23 protein-coding genes and 1 riboswitch are annotated in these 21926 nt (G+C 43.1%); of the genes, 3 read left to right on the plus strand and 20 right to left on the minus strand.

Annotation, left to right across the window (positions count from 1 at the left end):
- Positions 1-244: 244 nt before the first annotated feature.
- From ASD40_RS29010 to ASD40_RS36740, 14 genes are all read right to left on the minus strand, one after another.
- Entirely contained in the window at positions 245-1162 is a 918-nt protein-coding gene (locus tag ASD40_RS29010) for an IS3 family transposase (protein WP_063870862.1), read from the minus strand.
- 11 nt (positions 1163-1173) lie between these two features.
- Entirely contained in the window at positions 1174-1494 is a 321-nt protein-coding gene (locus tag ASD40_RS29015; protein WP_057306613.1) for a transposase, read from the minus strand.
- 377 nt (positions 1495-1871) lie between these two features.
- Positions 1872-2972 carry an NAD(P)H-dependent flavin oxidoreductase gene (locus ASD40_RS29020; protein ID WP_057306614.1) on the minus strand — a complete coding sequence of 367 codons (1101 nt, stop codon included), beginning with the start codon at positions 2970-2972 and terminating at the stop codon, positions 1872-1874.
- A gap of 23 nt (positions 2973-2995) precedes the next feature.
- On the minus strand, positions 2996-3907 hold the full coding sequence (locus ASD40_RS29025; protein ID WP_057306615.1) for a hypothetical protein: 912 nt from the start codon (positions 3905-3907) through the stop codon (positions 2996-2998).
- A complete protein-coding gene (locus tag ASD40_RS29030; protein WP_057306616.1) occupies positions 3904-4668 on the minus strand; it encodes a glycerophosphodiester phosphodiesterase in 765 nt (254 codons plus the stop codon). Before ASD40_RS29030 ends, ASD40_RS29025 begins: the two co-directional genes overlap by 4 nt.
- Before the next feature lie 18 nt (positions 4669-4686).
- Complete coding sequence (locus ASD40_RS29035; protein WP_057306617.1) at positions 4687-5679, minus strand: CehA/McbA family metallohydrolase; 993 nt, start codon at positions 5677-5679, stop codon at positions 4687-4689.
- A gap of 4 nt (positions 5680-5683) precedes the next feature.
- The gene (locus ASD40_RS29040; RefSeq protein WP_057306618.1) at positions 5684-6148 is read right to left on the minus strand and encodes a hypothetical protein; all 465 of its coding nucleotides are present in this window, start codon (positions 6146-6148) and stop codon (positions 5684-5686) included.
- Positions 6145-6990, minus strand: coding sequence for an ABC transporter permease (locus tag ASD40_RS29045; RefSeq protein WP_057306619.1), 846 nt, complete (start codon positions 6988-6990; stop codon positions 6145-6147). Before ASD40_RS29045 ends, ASD40_RS29040 begins: the two co-directional genes overlap by 4 nt.
- Complete coding sequence (locus ASD40_RS29050; protein ID WP_057306620.1) at positions 6987-8168, minus strand: extracellular solute-binding protein; 1182 nt, start codon at positions 8166-8168, stop codon at positions 6987-6989. The genes ASD40_RS29045 and ASD40_RS29050 overlap by 4 nt, the downstream gene beginning before the upstream one ends.
- Before the next feature lie 26 nt (positions 8169-8194).
- Entirely contained in the window at positions 8195-9226 is a 1032-nt protein-coding gene (locus ASD40_RS29055; protein ID WP_057306621.1) for an ABC transporter ATP-binding protein, read from the minus strand.
- 96 nt (positions 9227-9322) lie between these two features.
- Positions 9323-10147, minus strand: a complete 825-nt coding sequence (locus ASD40_RS29060) for an ABC transporter permease (protein WP_057306622.1) — start codon at positions 10145-10147, stop codon at positions 9323-9325.
- Positions 10148-10176: 29 nt separating this feature from the next.
- Positions 10177-11184 carry a LacI family DNA-binding transcriptional regulator gene (locus tag ASD40_RS29065; RefSeq protein WP_057306623.1) on the minus strand — a complete coding sequence of 336 codons (1008 nt, stop codon included), beginning with the start codon at positions 11182-11184 and terminating at the stop codon, positions 10177-10179.
- Between the two features lie 214 nt (positions 11185-11398).
- Entirely contained in the window at positions 11399-11683 is a 285-nt protein-coding gene (locus tag ASD40_RS29070) for a DUF4183 domain-containing protein (RefSeq protein WP_057306624.1), read from the minus strand.
- 83 nt (positions 11684-11766) lie between these two features.
- Positions 11767-12471, minus strand: coding sequence for a DUF4183 domain-containing protein (locus tag ASD40_RS36740; RefSeq protein ID WP_057306625.1), 705 nt, complete (start codon positions 12469-12471; stop codon positions 11767-11769).
- A gap of 233 nt (positions 12472-12704) precedes the next feature.
- Here ASD40_RS36740 and ASD40_RS29080 point away from each other — a divergent pair, with 233 nt between their 5' ends.
- Positions 12705-13340, plus strand: coding sequence for an FMN-dependent NADH-azoreductase (locus ASD40_RS29080; RefSeq protein WP_057306626.1), 636 nt, complete (start codon positions 12705-12707; stop codon positions 13338-13340).
- 73 nt (positions 13341-13413) lie between these two features.
- Here ASD40_RS29080 and ASD40_RS29085 read toward each other — a convergent pair whose 3' ends face one another.
- The 4 genes from ASD40_RS29085 to ASD40_RS29100 form a co-directional block, all read right to left on the minus strand.
- Positions 13414-14346, minus strand: a complete 933-nt coding sequence (locus tag ASD40_RS29085; RefSeq protein ID WP_156390250.1) for a DMT family transporter — start codon at positions 14344-14346, stop codon at positions 13414-13416.
- Between the two features lie 197 nt (positions 14347-14543).
- Positions 14544-14690: riboswitch (FMN riboswitch) on the minus strand.
- A 117-nt stretch (positions 14691-14807) separates the two neighbouring features.
- Positions 14808-15134, minus strand: a complete 327-nt coding sequence (locus ASD40_RS29090) for a hypothetical protein (RefSeq protein WP_057306628.1) — start codon at positions 15132-15134, stop codon at positions 14808-14810.
- Between the two features lie 189 nt (positions 15135-15323).
- Positions 15324-15788 (minus strand): hypothetical protein, encoded by a 465-nt coding sequence (locus ASD40_RS29095; RefSeq protein WP_057306629.1) that lies wholly within the window; start codon positions 15786-15788, stop codon positions 15324-15326.
- Positions 15772-16347, minus strand: coding sequence for a CBO0543 family protein (locus ASD40_RS29100; RefSeq protein WP_063860440.1), 576 nt, complete (start codon positions 16345-16347; stop codon positions 15772-15774). The genes ASD40_RS29095 and ASD40_RS29100 overlap by 17 nt, the downstream gene beginning before the upstream one ends.
- Positions 16348-16553: 206 nt before the next feature.
- Between ASD40_RS29100 and ASD40_RS29105 the strand changes: the two genes are divergently transcribed.
- Both ASD40_RS29105 and ASD40_RS29110 read left to right on the plus strand, forming a co-directional pair.
- Positions 16554-17885 (plus strand): MFS transporter, encoded by a 1332-nt coding sequence (locus ASD40_RS29105; protein ID WP_057306630.1) that lies wholly within the window; start codon positions 16554-16556, stop codon positions 17883-17885.
- Between the two features lie 48 nt (positions 17886-17933).
- A complete protein-coding gene (locus ASD40_RS29110; protein WP_057306631.1) occupies positions 17934-18938 on the plus strand; it encodes a DUF3231 family protein in 1005 nt (334 codons plus the stop codon).
- A gap of 61 nt (positions 18939-18999) precedes the next feature.
- On the opposite strand, the gene ASD40_RS29115 is transcribed toward ASD40_RS29110, so the two are convergent.
- On the minus strand, positions 19000-20643 hold the full coding sequence (locus tag ASD40_RS29115; RefSeq protein WP_057306632.1) for an alpha-amylase family glycosyl hydrolase: 1644 nt from the start codon (positions 20641-20643) through the stop codon (positions 19000-19002).
- Between the two features lie 88 nt (positions 20644-20731).
- On the minus strand, positions 20732-21637 hold the full coding sequence (locus ASD40_RS29120) for an AraC family transcriptional regulator (protein ID WP_057306633.1): 906 nt from the start codon (positions 21635-21637) through the stop codon (positions 20732-20734).
- Positions 21638-21926 lie beyond the last annotated feature (289 nt).

Here is a 21926-nt window from a genome sequence, read left to right on the forward strand (position 1 = left end):
CGGAGAATAACATGATATCTTGGCACCTAATGGATGCCTTGGGTAGGTGACTGTTTTTGAATGCGCTATAAGTCCTTATGTAGCAAGAGGTTTGAATTATGAAATTGACTCATTTCTGCAACAATTCACATGCCAAAAGGCTATTTTGTAAGCTCAAGTTGTAGATTGCGGCTAGGCCCCCGAATTCTGGAGTCTTCCCGTTAAAAAAGCCAATTTTCGTAAGATTGCTTCTTTGTGCTAACAGTTACATTGCTTTATAGAATATCGATCGGTCTTCCAGTGTCATCACCCATTGGGAGAATTGAATTGGCGCCATCTTTTTTAAACTACCGTGCATTTTACGGTTATTGTAGAAGTCCATGTAATGATCAAGGGCTTCATAGGCTTCATCGAATGTCATGAAATCCCTTCTACCGAACACATCACGCTCAAGCAGGCTATGGAAAGATTCAATGTAGGCATTAGCATTAGGTGAGCGCGGCGGTATCCGTTCATGAACCATACTGAGGCTCTCGCACGTGTCGCCAAATAGTTGGCTGATGAACTGAGGACCATTATCTGTACGAATAGCAGGGAGCTCTTCCCCAGGCTTTACCCGGCTTTCTAACGCCCGCCATAGCGTCTGTACGGCGTGCTTGGCTTCACAAACCGGTCCTCTGTACTGCTGAACGACGACACGATCAAACACATCAATAATACTAAGCATAAAAAAGAAACGTCTGCATCCCGTCACGTAACCATATTTGATATCCATCTGCCAAAGTTCGTTGGGCCCCGTCACGATTCGGTTTTTCGGTAATCTGCATGGATGTTTCGTCTTACGTTCACGTTGTTTCTGAAGAATTCCTTGTTCTTTACAAAGGCGATAGGATTTCTTTTTGTTCAATATTAAACCTCGTTCATTACGGAGACATTGAGCAAGAAGCTTGTATCCATAGACATGTTCTTCACCTTCAAGAAGCTCTAGCAGCCACTCTGTTATTTGTTCGTCACTTACTTTTTCACCTGTTACCGTTCGAGAAAAGCCAGGCAGAGGGCGTCCTTTTTGGTTATCTGCCTTAGGCGCTGTAGTGTTTGAAATGCGTTTTCTCCGGTCGTAATAAGTGGACATAGAAAGCCCTGTGATGCGCAGAACCAGCGCTGCTACTTCTCCCCGCTTAATGAACTGGTCAGCTACTTCGTACTTTTCGGATAAGCGGGGTTCCTCTTTTTTATAAGTTCTCTTAGAATCTCATTCTCAAGTTCTTTTTCACCAAGTATCTTCATTGCTTTCTCGTACTTCGCTTCAATTTCTTGAAGCCGCTGAAGCTCTTGCAGGTGCTCATCTGTCATTGGAATCTCTTCCGGAGCCACCTCATCTCGATGATCTCTAATCCATCCGCGAATCGTTTCTGGGTGCACATCATACATGCGGGCCAATGCCCCCACCTTAATCCCAGCTAACGCTTCTCGCACAGCTTTCAAACGTATTTCTTCTCCTAATCTTTTTCCCATTCCGGATCATCCCCTTTGTAAATAAGTTTAATTTATTTGAAAGGAGGACTCCAGTTTATTTAGGGGGCCTAGGAGATTGTACAACATTTCAAGCCCATTTTTGTTGCGAAATGGCCTATATGGGGCCCAATTGTTGTACATTATGCAACAACGAAGGGAAATAAGCAGGATCTAGGTAGAATTGTTGCACTAAATACAACATCATTCAACCGAGAAGATCGATTCATTCAAACCCCCTACTCCAACTACTTCCCCCGCGTAATCCTCAACCTTTCTTATTCATTGATTATTAACGTAAAAAGACCCGAGAGAGGTCACTTCTTTCAAAGTGTCCATCATTCGGGTCACTGTTCAAAAACCTCTTGGGAGAGCCCCATTTATTTGGTATTCCCTTCACTTTCAATCGACAAAATGGACATGGCTTGTTGGATCGTTTCAGCCACGATATGCCCCGCTTTTTGTCCGGATGTTAGCATTCTTGTACCTTGTCCTGCCCACAAGGACATATAGTCAGCATTGCTTTGACTAGCTGCAGCATTCCTAATATCGCGTGTAGCGGTATTTTGCGTAGGAAAAGGAAGTGGCTCTACGCCGTTCGCATCCCATTGTCTAATAAATTGGTTGAGAACCCCTCTTGCTGGTCGACCTGAGAACACCTTGGTAATGACTGTACTCTCTTCGGTACTTTTTAATAGTGCCTCCTGGTAGGAGACGTGAGCGCCGGATTCAATCACAGTCAAAAAACGCGTTCCCATCTGTACACCTTGCGCTCCAAGAACGAGAGCGGCGACAAGTCCACGACCATCCATGATGCCTCCAGCGGCAACGACTGGGATTTGAACACAATCAACAATTTGCGGAACCAGCGCTAACGTGCCGATGTTTGCACCCATTGGATGATTCGAAATGTCGAATGTTCCCCGATGACCGCCCGCTTCGCTTCCTTGTGCAACTATGGCATCGCAACCGGACTGCTCAGCCAAAATAGCTTCATTAACCGTAGTCACCATGGTGACTATACGCATGCCAGCCGATTTGGCTTGTCGCATCAGGATTTCAGGAAGGACACCAAATGCCGTACTAATGACAGGCACTTTTTCTTCTAACACTACTGCAAACTGTTCCTCAAAATAGTCCGGAGTTACCACGAGCTCCTCCGCTGCTTGCATTATTCCAAGATCATTTCTTACCTGGTTAAGCTCTCGCTGAACTTCCTTCATTCTTTCATTATTGTCCGTCATTTGAATTGAAAATAAATTCACCCCAAACGGCGCATCCGTTAGCTGTCGGATCTCCCGAATTGCCTTGCGGATTGCACTAGGCGTCATGTAGGCTGCCCCCAGCGTCCCAAGTCCGCCTGCGTTAGAGACAGCTGCCACCAACTCAACGGTTCCAGGGCCTCCCGCCATTCCCGCGAGAAAGATCGGATAACGAATATTAAAAATTTTACAAAGGTCTGTTTCAAGTTGAATTCTCATCGTATCCCCCAGAGAGATCTGATTTAAATGCGCTGAAAGCGTTGCGGCCATTCCATCTTCGGATGGAAATTGTACAGCAGCCCCTCTGTATATATAATAGCATTTACCCATAGTGATTTGAAAAGCAGTGGCTTTTGATTAAGAAATTGCAGCGGGTCGACCGGAACCGAGAAGTTGGTAAAATCTTCAAAGCCACCTTCGAATCCTTTCGGCCAATGCCGCTTCAAGGGATGATCGGGAACACGCCCGCCAGCTTTCACCTGCTCAAAAGTCTCCTGCAACCACTCCATGGCAGTGACTTCCTTCATCGGGATCACTAAGTTCTTCCAACCTTTGAGAAGCGAACCGTGTTTCCCCCACTCAATGCGCACGATTGGGCGCCCGTCATTTTCATGCGCCTCCTGTACGGCGGCCTGTGATTCGATGACACTACTATGAAAAAAGGTCAGCACATTCGTAACGGCTTCCGTGTGTGGATCGTACTCTACCCAAATCTCTTCATGATCACATGGCTCATAATCGTCCGGGAAATCGTAATCGTCTTCCCAAAACAAATGGTAGCCAATAAGCGGAAGTGTCGGATGATGAACAGCCGCCACATCCTTTAGAGGAAAACACTCAAGCGGCGTTGTAAGTAACATCGGGCAAAATTTGCGGATAAAACGAATTTCGCGCTCTTCCAGCGGCTCAGGTGGCGCCAGCTCCAGTGTTCGCTTATACTGCTCGCCCGCGCGCCGTAAATTTCCATCCAGATGGAAATATTCCGCCCGCCAGGCCGAATATTCGGATTGCTCAGGGCAAACCTGCTGGAGCAGCTCCAATAAAGGAAGGATGGCTTGATAATAGGCGCTTCCCGCTTTAACTTCACCGCTCAGCATTTTGGCCGCAAGTGTCTCACTAGCAAGTTTGAATTCATGGGCGTAGATTTCAATCATAAACGCTCACCACGCATCTTTTGCTTCATTTGCACCAGAGCTGCAACATTTCGTGTGGTTATAGATGCAACACCCAAATCTGCATACTGCATCATTAAGTCTTCTTCATTCACAGTCCATACATAAACCGGAAGCCCTAGGGATGTTGCATAATCCATTAACTCTTGGCTCACGATGCTGTAATGGATGTTGATGCCAAAACAGGAGGCTGCAAGCGCATCCTCGCAGGTTTGTACCATAGCATCTCTATACGGAAGTGTTCTAAACAAGTCGTGGTCGGTATTGAGCAGTTTGCGTATTTCTGGGTTCAATCGCTCTGCTAGCATCGCGCGATCCATCCCACAACCGGATAGAAAAGCCTGCTCTGACATCCCATATTGCTTCACCAATGAAGCAACAGGTTCGATACTCTCGTCCACTTTCAAATCCAAATTCACAACTTTACCCGAAGCTTGGATAAGCGGAAGCATATCTTCCAGTCTGCAGATTTGAATCGTTTCACGGTGTTCCCCATGAGTGACCTCAAACTGAAGCTCTCTTAATTCTTCAAAAAGCATTTGCGAAATGGACATTTTCAAGCCATCAACGGTAACCCATTCATCATCATGAGCCAAAATCGGGATGCCGTCCTTCGTCACTCTAACGTCTTCCTCAACCACGTCTGCACCGAGCCTAATTCCCATTTGCACGGAATCGAGCGTATGATCAATCGTGTTCATGCTGCCGCAGTGAGCGGTTATGAGTGGAAATCGATAACCCATGCCACAAAACACTCCCTTTCATCGATCTACATATATAGCATTCGTAAAGGCAATCAATGTGCGAACTCCACGAACGTTACCTTTGAGCTCAGCCCGAATCCATAGAAGTTCATCACCAGGAATTTCGATCTCGTAATTCGGCTGATCCATAGTAACGAATTGCTCGCTTAGAACACCGGTATTCCCAATCAAGTTTAGCGTATAATGGGGTTCCTGAAAATCCCAAATCTCTTTCCGTACATGAAAATCTATGTTTACTTGGAGCTTATAACTGTGGGAGTGATCCTGCGAAAAAACGACGGCGCCGATACCGTAGCACGCAGTATCTGTCCCAATTTCTAGCGTTACCAAAGGTCCCATGGTTACCGATACTTTACCAGCCGCGAGTGCACGCACCGCTCGGTTCGTCACAGTCCCTTCCCCGTTATCGATGTCGAGATATGTCACCGATACCGGTTCATCCGTTTGCTCTTGGGCGTGCCAATCACGCCCTGACGTGGCCGCAATCCGGTAGCCTTCATTCAGCTTGTCGGTCCATAATCGGTAAGCGCGGTCATTGTCTGTTTTAATCGAAGGGAACGTGCCAGACCAAACCTCGATATAATCAATATCGTTCCAATCCTCGATGTTGAATTCCCAGAAACAACCCGTACAAATTGGACTTCCTATGCGATAAGGATGTGCCATACCGACAATTCCCCCGCTCCTATGAACATCGGCAATCCCTTTATGGATATCGTCTGGACCTGCCGGACGCCAGTCAACAAAATTGGTCAGTCCGATTGTCACCATATGCCCGTAAAAGGTCGTCCATTCCATCCCGGAAATGATCGAAATTCCGGTTTCTTGCTCCACGGCATCTTTATCATGCAAACCCGTCATGGTATTGTGGTCGGTCAACGCAATACACTCGAAACCAAGCGCCTTTGCACCATTAGCCAACTCCATGAGCGTTTGTCTTCCGTCGCTGTGGAAAGTATGACTGTGTAATTCGCAAGCAATCCAGGGCATGCCGCTATTCCTCCTCTTGATGAATTTGTAAGGTGTAACGGCAGCTTTCTGTAACAATCGCATGCAAACTTAACGTAACGTGCCACATACCTGCAAGCATTTTACCACTGACAAAGCCTGGCGAAGCTTCCAGCTCACTAATAACCAACAGCTGCTCAGGATCATGCCGATGCCCCGAACCGCGGTGCCGTTCAGGGTCGTCAACGGACACCGTTATTAAGTTTTTCAGCGGCAGGAAGGATTCCCATTTCGCCTGAACCCGCTCACGCTGATTGGGTTCCGTGTACTTGTCGATACTCTCGTAAATCATCGTTTTTGATTGTTCCCAATCATCCAAGTTTTTAGGTTCATAAGCAAAATGGATCCTTAGCTTGCCACCTTGAGTTCCTAAGTGAAACCGATACGAAATATGTGTTTTGGAGGAATTGGGATGTACAATTCCTTGTACATCCAGAATAAGTTGATTCATCGTGACCTCGCGCTCTCTTCCGTGATCATACTGCGGATATAAAAGTATCCCATTACTGAACATAGCAGGAACGTAAAGAAAGCGATAGCCGCTGCTAGTTGTTTTTCTTGGAAAACACCGAAAACTTGTTCCATGGATACCCCTAGCATTTGTGGAGCATTGGGTCCAATCAGAAATGGAGCCGTAAACGAACCGATCACGCCCATGAATACAAAAGTAATCGCAACGAGCAAAGTTTTATACGTAAGCGGCAAAATGAAACGGACGAAGATTTGCAATCTCCGTGCCCCTACATCCTTCGCGCTTTCAATGACAGAATTGGGGACAGCGGATAAGGCTGATCCAAGCAGCATCGTTGTGAACGGAATGTTAAACCACAAATTGGCGATAATAATCCCCTTCATGTCGAAAATAATACGCGGCATTTCCCCACCGGTAACCAGAAGTAACATGCGGGACACCCAACCGTGGTTGCCAAGCAATTGAATTAAACCGTACGTAGCGATAACAGATGGGATAAAGATTGGAATCATATACATATTGCGAATCCATTTCACCATCGTACCGTTATTAAACCTCATATAAGCTGCCAGCGCGTAGCTGATAATTAACACGAGAATGACCGAAATAATCGTCACTTCCAGTGTAAAAATGATGTTGGAGCGCATCAGCTTATCCGTAAATAAATACGTATAATTGGACAAATCGTAACCGCCAGACTTATTGGTAAAGCTTTCTTTAAAGGAAATGATGATCGGAATGACGACAGTGACGAAGAGCAATAAAAAAGAGGGGATGACCAGAAGTAATCCCAGTATCCCCATTTTCATTTGTTTACTCATTGGGCAGCAACTTCACTTTGCCAGCGTTTGGTCATATCTTTATCTAGTTCGCCGATATTGAAGGAGCGGAATCCTTCGGATGCACCTTTGAATGAATCTTGAATTTCTTTCGACATATTGGAAAGCTTGATCCCAGGGAAACCATGCATTTTGTCTACAACCACAGCTTGTGCCTCAGAAGAAAGAACGAAGTCCAGGAATTTGTAAACCGCATCCTTCTTTTCAGAAAGCTTAGGAACCATTAAGTAGGTTGGTCCGCCGTTAAAGCCTGGCTTGATTTGCGCCATTTTTGTTGTTTTTGGAAGCTGACCTTTCGCCAATTGCTCCAGAACCATATCCGACCATGCCGGTATCATATCAACTTCACCGCTCGTCAGTAAATCTAAAGTTCCTTGGTTTTTCTTTGGATAAATACCTTTGCCGTATACGGATTTCCCTACATCCTTGAGCAGCGAAAAGCCTTGATCCCACCCTTTTTCAACACTTGGATCGGAATTATGGATGGCTTCTTCTGGCAGGAATTTATATAGAGTTGTCGCTACAAAAGAATTACCAGAACCCCCTGTGGATGGATCATTGTAAGCGAATTTGGCTGGATTTTTCTTGATCCAATCGTACAATTCATCCAAAGTAGTTGGAGGTGTCTTTACTTTGTCACTGTTATAAGCTAATACAACCGCTGATGAACGATAAGGAATAGCGAGATTGGAGATATCTTTTAACGTTTTCTCATCAACATTTGCCAAGTTTTTAATTTTGTCGCCTGGTAACGTGTCCCATAAACCATCTTTTTGCCCCCGAGTTACATAAGACAAGCCATCTTCATATAAATCGATATCGCCTGAGCCTTTGTTAGCTTGCTTGGCAGCCGTAATGCGGTCATAGGTTGGTTGTGCGCCTGTTCCTGAAGGAATGTAGACCGGCTTCACTTTAACATCCGCATTTTGCTTCTCAAACATGGGAATCAACGTATCCCACAGATCTTTAACATTTTGCGAGCCGGTAAAATAGAAGTTAAACTCGACAGGCTGTTGTTTAGTACCAGCTGCTTCTTTGGCCGGACTGGAGCTTTCAGCTGCAGAACCTGCATTCGTTGAAGAGCTGCCGCACCCAGATACAAAAGCAGCGGTAGCAGTCATTAATGTCACTAACATAACAGCGGATTTCTTGCGAAACATAGATAATTCCTCCTTGGGATATAGGTCTAATTTTCCGGATACGCTAAAACTTTTGCAAAGCTTGCTTTTACTTGTTGCCCTGTATGAAGATCCTTGACGAAATCCCTTGGTTGAAATGCCCGGATTGTGCCGTACTCTTGCAAATCGATAGACACTTCGGCATAATGCCCAAGTACCATAACCTGTTTGATCACGCCGGAAAGGCCTTCTCCCTCTTCACCTTCTATTATCACGTCTTCAGGTCGAACGGCCAGATTTACTTGCCCGGACAGATTTTTTATATTTGGAAAACTTAGATGCCCTACGGTCAACCCGCCGGCCGTGATCACCCCTTTCAAAAAGTTCATTTTACCGATAAATTGGGAAACAAACAGCGTATTCGGTTCATCGTAAATTTCTTGCGGTGTAGCAATTTGCTCAATATTGCCTTGGTTCATAACGACAATGCGATCTGAAATCGATAACGCTTCTTCTTGATCATGCGTGACAAATACCATCGTAAGGCCAGTCTTGGCTTGAATTTCCCGCAGCTCTTCTCTCATCTCGTGCCGAAGCTTCGCATCAAGTGCGGAAAAGGGTTCATCCAGCAAAAGAACAGCAGGCTTAAGGAGCAAGGATCTCGCAACTGCTATGCGCTGCTGCTGACCGCCGGAGAGTTCACCGGGATATTTGAACTCTGCTCCAGGCAAGCGAACCAGCTGAAGCACTTCGTTCACAGCCTTATCGATGTCAGTCTTTTTCATCTTGCGTATTTTGAGACCGAATGCCAGGTTGTCAAACACCGTCATATGCGGCCATAAATTGTAACCTTGAAACACCATGGAAGTCGGACGTTTTTCCGGAGGTGATTTTAGCACGCTTTTGCCCTCAATGAGAATGTCGCCTGAATCTGGGTCGAGAAACCCGCCGATGCTGCGAAGCACCGTTGTTTTACCACAGCCTGAAGGGCCCAGCAGTGTGATTAGCTCGCCTTTGCGAACATCGAGGGAGATCCCTGTTACGCCTTCTCCTGTTTTATAACGCTTCGTCAATTGTTGAACGGAAAGCTGAATGTCCATAGGTGCCCCCTAAAAGTTTTGTTGAGCATTGCTTCTAAGCGATTACTTCGAAACAAAACTCGCATCGGAAGCATTGCTTTGCTAATTGGTCTATCGTCATTTGAGTTGGAAGCCGCTGGACATAATATCTGCGCTCACAAAGCGCTGCGCGGCCAGCAGTAGGATAATCGTCGGCGCTGTCAAAATAATGGAAAATACAGCACCCGCGTAGGCCGGATAATCGCTGATGATAGAATACATGACGATCGGCATCGTTTTGTAATTGGGGATACCCACCAGAAAAGTACCCTGAGCCTCATCAAGCGAGTTAAGGAACGTAAAGATCGAAGCCACGATAATACCCGGCATCGCCATCGGCAGCGTAATACTGCGGAATACGCGGAATGGGCTCGCCCCCACATCCCTGGCTGACTCCTCTTGAGCTGTATGCACATTGCGGAAAGCTGCCGTGGGAATCCAAGTCATGAACATGAGCACATTGATCATATGGATCAAGACAACGCCTATCAAAGTGTTCATTAGTCCGAGTTTGTAAAAGAGCACGGCTATCGATACATAAAGTCCCATTTTCGGAAAAGCATGAGTCAGTAGAAATGAGAACAAGAAGAACCGACTAAGCGGAAAACGTATGCGAGCAAACGCATAGGCTGCAGGGATACAAAGCACAATGGATAGAGCGGTCACGATGAATGCGATCATAAACGACAAACCGATCGACTTCGCGATATCCTCCTGCTGTAACACAAATGTCCACCATTTCAGTGACCACTCATGCGGCAAGATATCTGGGTAGGTCCATTTTCCAGTAAAAGCAAGTATGGCTAGGTTGAGCAGCGGGCCCAAGAAAAAGATGACGAACACAATAAGTATGATAAATTCCACGATTTTACGTGGACCTATCGCTTTTAGATACCAGCGCATGCGGACTAACCACTCCTCTCCTATAAAAATTATTTGGTCGATTGCCGGACAATTAATTTGGGTACAAGCTGCTTGGGATTCTCAATGTTAGCTTCCTGACGGATGAGCTTGTCTAACAAGCTCAAGGCCTGAGTCCCCATCTCCTCTGTATTGACCCTGACGGTTGTTAAAGAGGGTGAGAACATTGCGGCAAAATCGATATCATCAAAGCCTACAACCGCTACCTGTTCAGGTATGCGTACCGATTGCTCCAACATAAACTTCATGGCGCCCAGCGCTATCATATCGTTGGTGGCAAAAAGCGATGTAAACCCGCCTGCACGAAACTGCTCCCAATGGCTGCGCATTAACTCATACCCTTCCCCGAAGGTGGAGGTCGATGCCTGTAAGATCGATGATGCTGAGATCGGAACACCAATTCCTGCCATGTACTTCTTAAAACCTTTCAGCCTCAAATTATGGCTGCGATGCGTCTGCGGTCCGGCAATCACGAAAATCTGACGATGCCCTAAATCCGTTAGATACTCAGCGACCTTCCGTCCGCCTTCCTCGTCTTGATTGACAATATGCATGACCCCGTCGACATCCGTGGAGCCATTGACCATCACGTATGGAACTCCGAAGTTAGCAATGTAATCAATGACGTTCTGTTGCAATCGGCTGATTAGGATCAATCCGTCCACCCTTTTCTCCATCATAAAATCAGCAGAACGCAGCGACATATCATGATCTGTCGTAACGAAAACGGAATAATTCAAGCTTGCGGCTGTCATCAAAATAGCATCAAGAATTTTGCCGTAAAACGGATGAGACGCAATAGGATGATGCTGGCGATAAATGAGTACGCCAATGTTGTGCGTTCTCTGTGAAACCATAGCCCTTGCCACTGCGTTGGGCTTGTATTGCAGTTCTTCAATCAGCTGGAGTACCCTATCGCGTACCTCCATGCTTGTATAGCCCTTGCCAGAAATCACCCGCGACACAGTTGATTTGGATACACCGGCACGCAGGGCAATTTCCTTAATCGTAAGCTCCATGCTGCAACCCCATTTCTTCGTGTGAGACCGTTCCCACATAACAAAAATAACGTATTTTTGTTTTTCCTGTGTCAACCACAAGATAATAAATTGTAAATCTTCAAAACAATCAAATACCTTGATTCTTTCTTATGCTTCTTTTCATAAAAAAAGACCGCCTATAAGCGAGCTATATATGCTCCCTAGGCGATCCTCTGCTTGTCAAGAAAAATAATTAGTTTACAACAAATTCGATCACAATTGGAGTCGCAGGATCGAGTGCATCACCGCCTGGAATGGTAATAGCCGTAGTGGTAACTGTTGAAGTGTCAGCTGTTTGAATCTGTGCATTAATATAAAGATTATAATACGCAGGTGCAGTTGGAAAAGCTGTGGCAGCAGCACCGGCGTCATTGGTGGTGGCTGTAGCAAGAATATTAAATGCAGCACCTACACCTGTCCCGTCCGCTATAGTAGCACTAAATCTTCTGGAAGCCATGAAGGGTTTTGTAATTGGCATTTATATCACCTCCCTTCTCTCAAGTAGATTATGCTAGTGATAGAAAAAGGGAAGGGCTGATCAATTGCGAACAATCGAACATTTCAAGAAATGATTTGAATCGATAATCGAACGATCTCAAGTATGATTGGGGTTCCTGCAAAAATGGTGTCATTGCCGGTTATAATGGTCAAGGCATTTGTACTCACATTATAAGAGGCACCAACTTGCATGATCCCGTTAATGTAGAGATTAGCGTAACTATTTTGATTGAGATCAGTAAATTCAGCTACTGATTCATTTTCATCGTTTGTGAATTGATTTGCAGGAATAACTGTTGGGAGAGTAACATCTGTGTTCGCAATAAATAAATATCTGTCAGCAGTTAGCAAAGAGTTGACAATAGGGATGATGATTGGTCCCGAGGGCCCCGGAGCACCCTGTGTGCCTTGTGGTCCCTGAGGTCCTTGTGTGCCTTGTGGCCCTTGTGATCCCTGTGTGCCTTGTGGCCCTTGAGGTCCCGGCGTACCTTGTGGTCCTTGAGGTCCCGGCGTACCTTGTGGTCCTTGCGGAACAGTTATATTAATTTCTGGTCGAGGACAAGCTGCAGGTTTCCGTTTTTTCCTTCTATGAGGGCTACCTATCATTATTTTCTTTTTACAATCTTTTTTCCGGCCAGTACTAGAGTCTCTCAATTTTATCTCGGATGTTACACAGCTGTTCTTTTTTTTGATGATACATTTCTTTTTACGTATATGTTTTCTTGTAGTTGGATTCATTTGATTTTTTTTATGGGTATTGAACACCACAAGCTAGACACCTCCATTTAAACCAATTGTATATCTTATGTTTTTATTCTATTAGAGGTATGGACCTTGAACTTATAACGGATAGACAATGATCTATTTCTATTAAAATAGGTGTTGGACCACTCCATTTTTGCCTTTTATTATAAGTAACTAATTTTTTGTTTGATATTTACTGAAAATAAGTTATAATAACAACTGTAATTATTTTAAGTATAGAAGGGAAGTAATTAATTATGGCAACAGTACTTTATATCACAGCACACCCGCATGATCACCAAACATCATTCAGCCTAGCGGTAGGTAAAGAATTTATCGAGGCATACCGTGAAGCGAATCCATCCGATGAGGTTATTCATGTGGATCTTTTCAAACAAGATATTCCTCAAATTGATGCTGATGTATTCAGCGGTTGGGGGAAACTTCAATCAGGAACAGCTTTTGACCAGCTGTCTGATGCAGAAAAAGCAAAAGTTGCACGTTTAGGCGCACTCGTTGACCAATTCGTGGCTGCCGATAAATATGTTTTTGTTTCTCCAATGTGGAACTTCTCATTCCCTCCAGTATTGAAAGCTTACATTGATGCAATTTCCGTTGCAGGTAAAACTTTCAAATATACGGAAAGTGGTCCAGTTGGTTTGTTGACAAACAAAAAAGGCCTTCATATTCAAGCGAGTGGCGGCATTTATTCCGAAGGTCCTGCTGCAGCATTTGAAAGTGGCTTTAGCTACCTGAAAAAAGTCTCTCAATTCTACGGTATCCCTTCCTTCGAAGCCATTTTTGTTGAAGGCATGGCTGTAACGCCGGATAAAGCTCAATCCATTAAAGAAAAAGCAATTGCACAAGCAAAAGATGTTGCAGCTAGTTTCTAAGAAAATAGTAAGAACCCGCTAAATCTAGCGGGTTCTTTTTACGTTCAATATATAATTTCTTATTTGATATGGCTTAGACATTTCCTTTACTGCGGCTCATTAACCATAGGGTTAACCAAATAAACACGAAGCCTACGAGTTGTCCTACAGTCAGCTTTTGACCAAATACAACCCAGTTTATACATACACCTACAGCTGGAAAAGCAAGCTCGGCAAGCGTTGCAAAGAATGCCTTTGTCGATGATAGCCCTTTATAATAAAGGAGCATGCTGATCAACCCCGGGAAAAAGGCTTGGAACAAAAGGTTCACTGCAATAAGTGTTAGATCACCACTAGAACCGCCTACATGCCAAGCATCGCCACTTACCAAAAGAACAATCGTTAGCAGCGGGATCGCCATCAGGAAGCGCAGCGATGTGACAACAGGGAAATCCAAATTTTTCTGCAGCAGGAATTTACCCATGACGGTCGATCCCCCCCATAAGACGGCCGCTAGAATTGAAAATAAGCAGCTTAACGTGCCTAAGTCCTTCAAGCCCATCTCCGGTGAAGCAAAACCAAACGTCAGCAGATACGTACCTAACAGCGCCATAATGATATAGGCAAAAAATTTGGAAGGCAGTGTCTCTTTAAGCAGTAAACGAGCCAATACGATGGCGAACAAGGGCTGTAATTTCTGCAACAGCAGTACGGAGTTAGCACTGCCGTGAGCGAAAGCCGAAGTGAAGAGTATGGTGGCTATGGCCGATCCACCCCAAGAAATAAATAGAAGAGCGCCAATAACAGCTAGTGTTAGTTTGCCGGCTAAGGATTTGCGGTACTTCATCAGCACCGGAAGCGCATAGCAGGCCAGCAGCAGATGCTCAATGAATACAATTTGTGCAGAGGTAAAACTTTTCAACAATAAGATTCGAAATAGAGGGTCCAACCCCCAAAGTGTAGCTCCTAGTGCCACATACCAGATACCACTGATACCCCTGATACCCCTGATACTTGATGAATACAAACTTGCGCGTTTACTTCCAAGCTTAAATACATTTTCCAATTCAAAAACCTCCTAATAAGAGAGACTTTGAGATTAGCTCAAAGATCCCTTTATGATGTTTTGAATTGAACCTCCTGAAAGAGACAATGCCCCTGTTTAGAATCAACAGGGGCATTGACAAACAGACCTATTAAAAATTGAATTTTTAACAAGTTGTCCTTCACCTTCTCTCATCCGGACTATACCGTCGGCCTTGGAGTTTCACCAAGTCAGTCCCACTCTATACAGACTGGGAGTCGCGGGCTTTAGATACTTCCGTATCCATCACCGCCGGTAGGGAATTTCACCCTGCCCCGAAGGTTCAAATCTTATTCGTTTGTTTATTTGGCTCATATAAACGTTTAACGTTGAAAGTGATATTAACACCTATAAATAAAAAAAGCAAGGAATTTCATCCCTGCTTGGCTTCAATCATATATTTTTTACTCTGATATATACCAATTTCTTCTCGTACTGATTTCACGTTGCGCTCTTAAAAGAATACGTAAGGCCTTATCAATCTCTTCCTCTGCTCGTCTAAGTTTATCTGCAGAGACACTTCGCTTTGAGGCTCCCAATGCATCTATCGCTTCGTTAATTTTTTCACTAATTTCTTCCCTTGAGACTCTCGTCATACCATTTCTCCCCTCCCTTGCACTCGTACTTTTCATCATTTTTTTATTCACTATTTCTTTTTCCGGCATTTCTATTACTTTTTTTAGAATATCTTTCTTCACTGGCTCTTTATTCACTGCTACTTTTTTCGGCATTACTTCCCCCCCCCCATTTCCCCCATACTATATCTTATGCGTACGAGAGAAATGACGATTGGGTAATATACCAACACACATGATATATAATCCTATTATTCGAATAAACCATATACGAACGCACAAGTAATAGATACAAAAAAGAAAAAGGGATCTCCAGCTGTCTTATCTATCTGACAGGGATACCCTTTAAAGTGTTGAATGACGTCGTTTTAAAAAAAGAAATAGAACAACGCCTATTGCAATACCAACAAATGAAAATAGCATAGGCAGCCAAACCGGACCTAATAGACTACCGAAAGGTTGAAACACATCCGAATAGATGATTCCTACCGTCCCCAGAAAAGCGCCTAATACAAAAGGAATATACGCATACTCTGCCGTATCTCCCCCGTCTTTATAAGCATCCCAGATACCAAACATGTAGAGACAAGGGTAAAACATTAACCAATGATAATCGGTTTTCTGGATGGCCTCTTGAATGTTTCCTTGGAAACTGTCAATAATAATTTGATTGAGATCTGACATGTAGTTCACGATAAATTCCAAGATAATTAACGTGATTCCTTTAACATATTTCCCGTTTAAAAACTGACCAAACCCAGGGAGTGCGATGGCCCATAATAGTTTCTCAATTTTATTGGATTTGTGCATAGTTGTCATCTGGCAGTCGGTGATTTGCTAAACTTGCTATGAACTCAGGTGATGGCATCTTGCTATGGGATCGTTCCTCTACAAAATGTCCTCCTCTTACTTCAGGCGTAATCCTTTTTAATAAACCCACAAACGCTCTTATTGTAAACAAAGTAAAATTAATTGATGCAAATGTATGAAGAACAGACCAGGATTTCCATCTAAACAAATCGGTTTTTCTCTCTAAAAACCATTGAAGTAAAGTCATTGGTCCACTAAAATATAAACTTCTCGTGAGGAGTTCAACTGGCTTGCTCTGATAAGTCGATCTTACCCAGATAACACTTAAAAGCGGATAGAATAACAAATCGTACAAAATATTCGTGTCAAATACTTTGGCGAAAGGACGAACGGGGTACGATATCTTCCCTTTTTTAATAAAGTAGGAATCGATCGAACTTGATAAAACACATTTCGAAAAGAATATAGTCAGATACATGAGCAGGTTTTTACGTTTCAAAATGAATGGGGCAGCTGCTAATGATGAGGCAAATAAAATCCGCAGTAATATCTTTTCCATTTTAGATCTTTCCCCCTCGCATTTTTGCTTTTTGCTTCATACCTTCTAGTGTGGATAAAAGAACATTCTATTATGCATGTAAGGAATAGTCAGCAAACCAAAGAAACTAAAAAAGCTGCCGCGGGCAGCTCTTTTTATGTTTGACTGACATTTGTATAATAGGGGGATAAATAAAACAGATCTCTAGTTAGACAGGATGGTATTAGATGAACGATAAAATTGTAATGCCGGTATGGACAATTGGCTTGTTCATTGTTGTCATGAATACGACGATGTTCAATGTATCTATTCCTAGTATTATTCAAGATCTTGGGATCACCGCCGATCTCGGATCGTGGGTGATTTCAAGTTACTCCATCGGGTATGCCTTATCGACAGTGATTTACAGCAGGCTCTCAGATGTCGTACCGATTCGCAAGCTGCTGACCGTGGGGCTCTTGGTGCTTGGATCTTCATCGGTTTTCGGATTATTTGCCCGGGAATTCCATGCTTTGCTCATGGCTCGCATTCTTCAGTCTGCAGGCGCAGGGGTAATGGCAGGCCTTGGTTTAGTATTAGCAAGTCGATATATTCCAATTGAAAGGCGCGGGTCAGCCATCGCCATGATTTCCGCAGGGAGTGCAATGGCTTTCGGACTCGGTCCGATCGTTGGCGGCTTGATTAGCGAATACTTGGGTTGGAACGGATTGTTCGCAATCACTTGCCTTGTTCTTATCATTCTTCCCATCCTTGTGCGTTTGCTTCCCAAAGAAAATACGCCAACCTTTCGGTTCGATATTCTGGGCAGTCTCTTAACGATCGTCAATGCGACTTCGCTGCTGTTAGCTGTGACGCAAGTTTCTGGGACATGGCTTGCTGTCAGTTGTATTTCATTGCTTATTCATGCTTGGCACTTGAAACATGGGAAAGAAACATTCATTAACCCTGTACTGCTGACCAATCCAGCTTATCGTAAGCTTGTTATGATCGGGTTTTGTATCTTAGTATTGAACCTTGGCAATTTATTTCTTATGCCGTTGGTGTTAGCTAAAGTGTTCGATCAATCAGCTATGATGATTGGCTTAACCATTGCGCCAGGCGCCATCTTGTCGGCATTCTTGACACGCTTCGTCGGACGATGGATAGATCGATACGGTAATCTACGCTTTATGTTTATAGGGCATTGTATTTTATCTTTCGTGATGATTGCTTTTTATTTGACTCTCGGCGCTTCGCCAATCGTTTTACTTTTTGGTTATGTTTGTTTCTCGCCTGCTTTTTCAGCAACGATTGCATCTTTGAACAACGAGACCTCACGCATTCTTCCAAAATCATTAATAGGCTCTGGCATGGGACTTATGCAGCTGATCCAATTTTTTGGAGGTTCAATTTCAGTTGCGATTTGCGGCATACTACTCGAAATTCAAAAGAATACGTCACTTCCTTATTCTTTTAAACATGTTTACGGCCTTTTATTTTTGGTAGGTCTGAGTTCTCTTGGCATGTTGGTGTGGTACAAGCTTACTGCACCTGTTCTAGTTTCAATCGGAGATAAATGATAAATCCTTTTCAAATTGGACAATCTAATTTTTAGAGGTGATACAGATATGAACACTACTCAATTAAAACTAACTTCAACGGAAATCGGAGCTTTGTGGGGGCAATATGTAAACGAATCTATGGTAAATCAAGTAAATAAATATATGCTTTCAATAATAGAGGATACGTCCATTAGAGAGGTTTTTAACGATGCAATAAAAATTTCAGAGAATCAAATGCAGCAGGTCTCTACCTTTATGCTTAATGATGGATTTCCATTACCTATAGGGTTTACAGAAGCAGATACCAATCCCAATATTGGAAGGTTATTTTCAGATATTTTCTGTTTGGATTATTTGTATCTCATGACCATACATGGTTTAAACGGTCACATCTATTCGCTTACTACATCCGTTAGAAAAGATTTAAGAGATTTTTTTGATTCCTGTTTGACGGATGGAAAAAATATGTACCAACGCACCGTTGATTTATTACTCGAAAAGGGACACTTCCAAAGAGATCCTTATTTTTTCCCGCGTACAACCCCAGAGTTTATTGATAGCAAAAAATATCTCGATGGTTTTTGGGGAGATAAACGTCCTCTTTCAGCCATAGAAATAGGCAATATTTCACTTAACTTAAAGAAAAGTATTATGGCAAAAACACTTGGAATTGCATTTAGTCAAATTGCCGGTTCCAAAGAAATAAGGAAATTTCTAACAGACGCCGTTCAAACTTCAAATGACCACATTCAATTGCTAAGCAAAAAACTAAAGGATGATAATTTACCTGTTCCGATGTCATGGGAAACGGAAATAACCGAATCTACAGACTCACCGTTTTCAGATAAACTTATCATGTTTCATACTGGTTTTTTGTTTCTGACTTCTCAATCCTATCATGGATTAGGACTAGCGGGTTCCATGAGGTCTGATCTAATTCTTGATTATGAGCGGATCATTCTCAAGGATTTGACTGTATCGAAAAATTGGTTTGATCTCATGATAAAAAATAAATGGTTAGAACAACCTCCAATTGCACCAAACAGAAAAGAACTTGCTAAAAACCAATAGTTTTTACTTATTGTTAAAGCCCTCTTTGTATGTGTTCAAAGAGGGCTTTTCGGTAACACTATCATTTTTTATATATCATTGTTTCATAGCTATCAATCCATAGACTGGATGAATTATTCTCAACGCGGCGGTCGTCCCTTCCGGTAAGATAGATCATATTTTCTCTATCAGTGATAAATTCGCCTGCCAACGCGTCATTGTCAAATTGAACAAATAAAGCATCCTTTGACAAGTTAACTATGATCAAATATTTACTATCCTCGTATTGCCTCAAGTAAGATAAAACCTGCTCTTCAGAGTTGCGAATGAACGTTAAATCTCCCATCCAAAATGCCGGATTGTTCGTTCGAAGATGAATCAGAAATTGATAATGCTCGAACATTTCCGTATCGAATTGATCCCAGTTCAGCTTGTATTCATCGAATAAGGATGTCCATGTTTCCAACGTACTCTCATTAAATTCCTGCCCCATCATCATACATGGAACACCTTCAAGCGTCAGCAAGATAGAAGCTGCAGCCTTTGCAAGTTTTTCGCCAAAAAAGTTACATGCTCTTGACCGTTCCTTTTCCTCCAGCCATCTCATTCTTAGCGCATTCCTAGGAAAGCTGTACTTATAAGAGTAATAAATCGCTATAAAATCGCTCTGAGCGATCGTTCCATCAACCATATCACGTATTAGAATTCGGGGACTGCCGTCGTAGGTCAAGTCACAAGATTCAATATGATGATACTCATCGTAGGACTGTGAGATTAGGATGAGCTCAGCTTTTACCTCTTGCAGCGCATGCTTAATTTCAGAGAGAAAATCAAAGGGAGTTATGTCCGAATCGTCCAATCGAATACCGTCAAAATCAAACTGAACGATCCAATATTTCATAGCCTCAATGACATATTTCCTCATCTCGCGGTTACTAAATTCTAGACCGGCAAAATACGCTCGATTAGGCACATCATAATAGATCTCATCTTGTTCATTACGAGTAAAATATTCCGGATGGCTTCTTGTCATAATGTGATCCACACTTGTGCGGTTCAACACCCAATCCATAATGACTTTGATCCCGTTCTCATGCGCTTTACGAATAAATGAGCGTAGATCTTCTTTGGTTCCGTAGCTGGGATCAATGGAATAGAAGTCTTTTACCGCATAGGGGTCGCCATATTTACCTAACCTTCCCTCATGTCCAACTTCGTTGAAAGGCATCAGCCAAAGTGTATTGATTCCCATTTTTTTGAAATAGTCAATCTTCTCTGAAAGTCCATTAAAACCATTGTCGGTAAACGCTCTGAGATGAAGTTCATAAATCACCGACTTTTTAATCCATTCGGGACTTTGGATAGCCGTAAAGTTTTCATACATATATCCAGGTTGCTCTTTTGAAATTTCATTTGTTCGGATCAGTACTTCTCCCTGTTCAGTAACAGTTATGGCCGAATTATTTTGCCCATCTTCCGACACACTCGGATTCAATGGGTCCAAAATCCATGCTTCCCCATTCACTACAAACTTATAAAGATGTCTTCCCTTAGGGATCGTTAACTCAATCTCCCAACCTTTTGCATCTTCCCTTTTGTTCATATAGTTTCGATCGCCATTCCAGTTATTAAAGGTCCCTGCTAAGGCAACACTATCAACTTCAATATCTGTGTAATAAACAAACCGTACGCCATTTGTTCCTTTTGTTGGAAAGTCAGGTGACATTGTATGGAGCTCCTTCGTATTATTCTCTTCTCTTATAGTAGCAGTAAAGAAATAGGCTGCCCATATCCGATTCCACTCCATTATGATGCTATTCTGTTGTGATCATTGAGCCCATGCCAGTAGTTTCATGAGTTCGTGCTATCATAGTGTCTTTAAAGCTTTTAGGGGAACATTGATGGAGTCTTTTAAATAGTTTGTAGAAGTGGGATATGTTCGGTAAGCCGACAAGTTCGGCAATCTCAGCAATGCTAAGATCTTCGGTCAAAAGCAGTCGTTCAGCATATTTGATTCTACGGTGAATCACATAGTCTGTGAAGGAAATACCCATGATCTGTTTGAAATATTTAAGGAAATAGGTATAGCTGAAATTGACGAGATGGCATGCTTGCTGGGCGCTTATTTTATTAGATAATTCGGCTTCCACGTAATCGAACACTGGCTTTAGGTTGGAGTCGTTTATCGATCGGCTTGGTCCTAACAATCCTAAGTTGTCATGACGTAACAATAAAAAAATACATTTCTTTACCAAATAGTTGATTGCGAGCTCATAGCCCCTCTGTCTCTGCTGATGTTCCAGCTGCAATTCAATGACCGTGCTGTAGAATTGCTGACGCAGTTCAGAATTCTCTTTAAACAATGTGTTTAGTTCGACTAATGGTAGCATTGATTCCTGAAACAGATACAAGTATGGAAGCATGTTGGAATCAAAGAAGGCTTCCAGCTCAAATTGAAGCGCCACATAATCAACGACCTCGTTTTGCTTTCTCAGATCGAGATGGGGTTGGCAAGAACCCAAAATCAGCACATCTCCCGCTTGCAAGTGGTATATCTCCGCAGGTGTATGAATTTCCATTCTTCCAGACCGAACAGCTATAATCTCTATTTGAGGATGAAAATGCCACCCATCTTGACATATTTTCATGCTGTTAAAGCTAAGCACTTGAATACGAAGAAGAGGATCATCATAATGAATCGGCTCTTTAAATAAGTTCATTTCGTTCCTCCAGAAAACCCTTTACTTCAAAGAATAAAGCAGGTCGCCCTAAGCGCCTGCTTTAATGGTACGTCTTTATTCTCCACAAGTCACTACTTAATCTTTGTGGGACTGCCATGAATCGTTCCGTTTCGGCTGTTGCCGGACTGATCCTGGGCCCCTACGTTGAAAGTCCAATAGCCTGCAAGGCCCGTATGGATTTCGGATCCATCTTGATCCAGTTCCTCCCCGATTCAATATAGCTTTTATTTAAGTCGATAATCACATCTTATGTATCTGGAAATAAATC

Origin of the sequence: Paenibacillus sp. Root444D2 (assembly GCF_001426375.1) — a bacterium.
Classification (GTDB): domain Bacteria; phylum Bacillota; class Bacilli; order Paenibacillales; family NBRC-103111; genus Paenibacillus_E.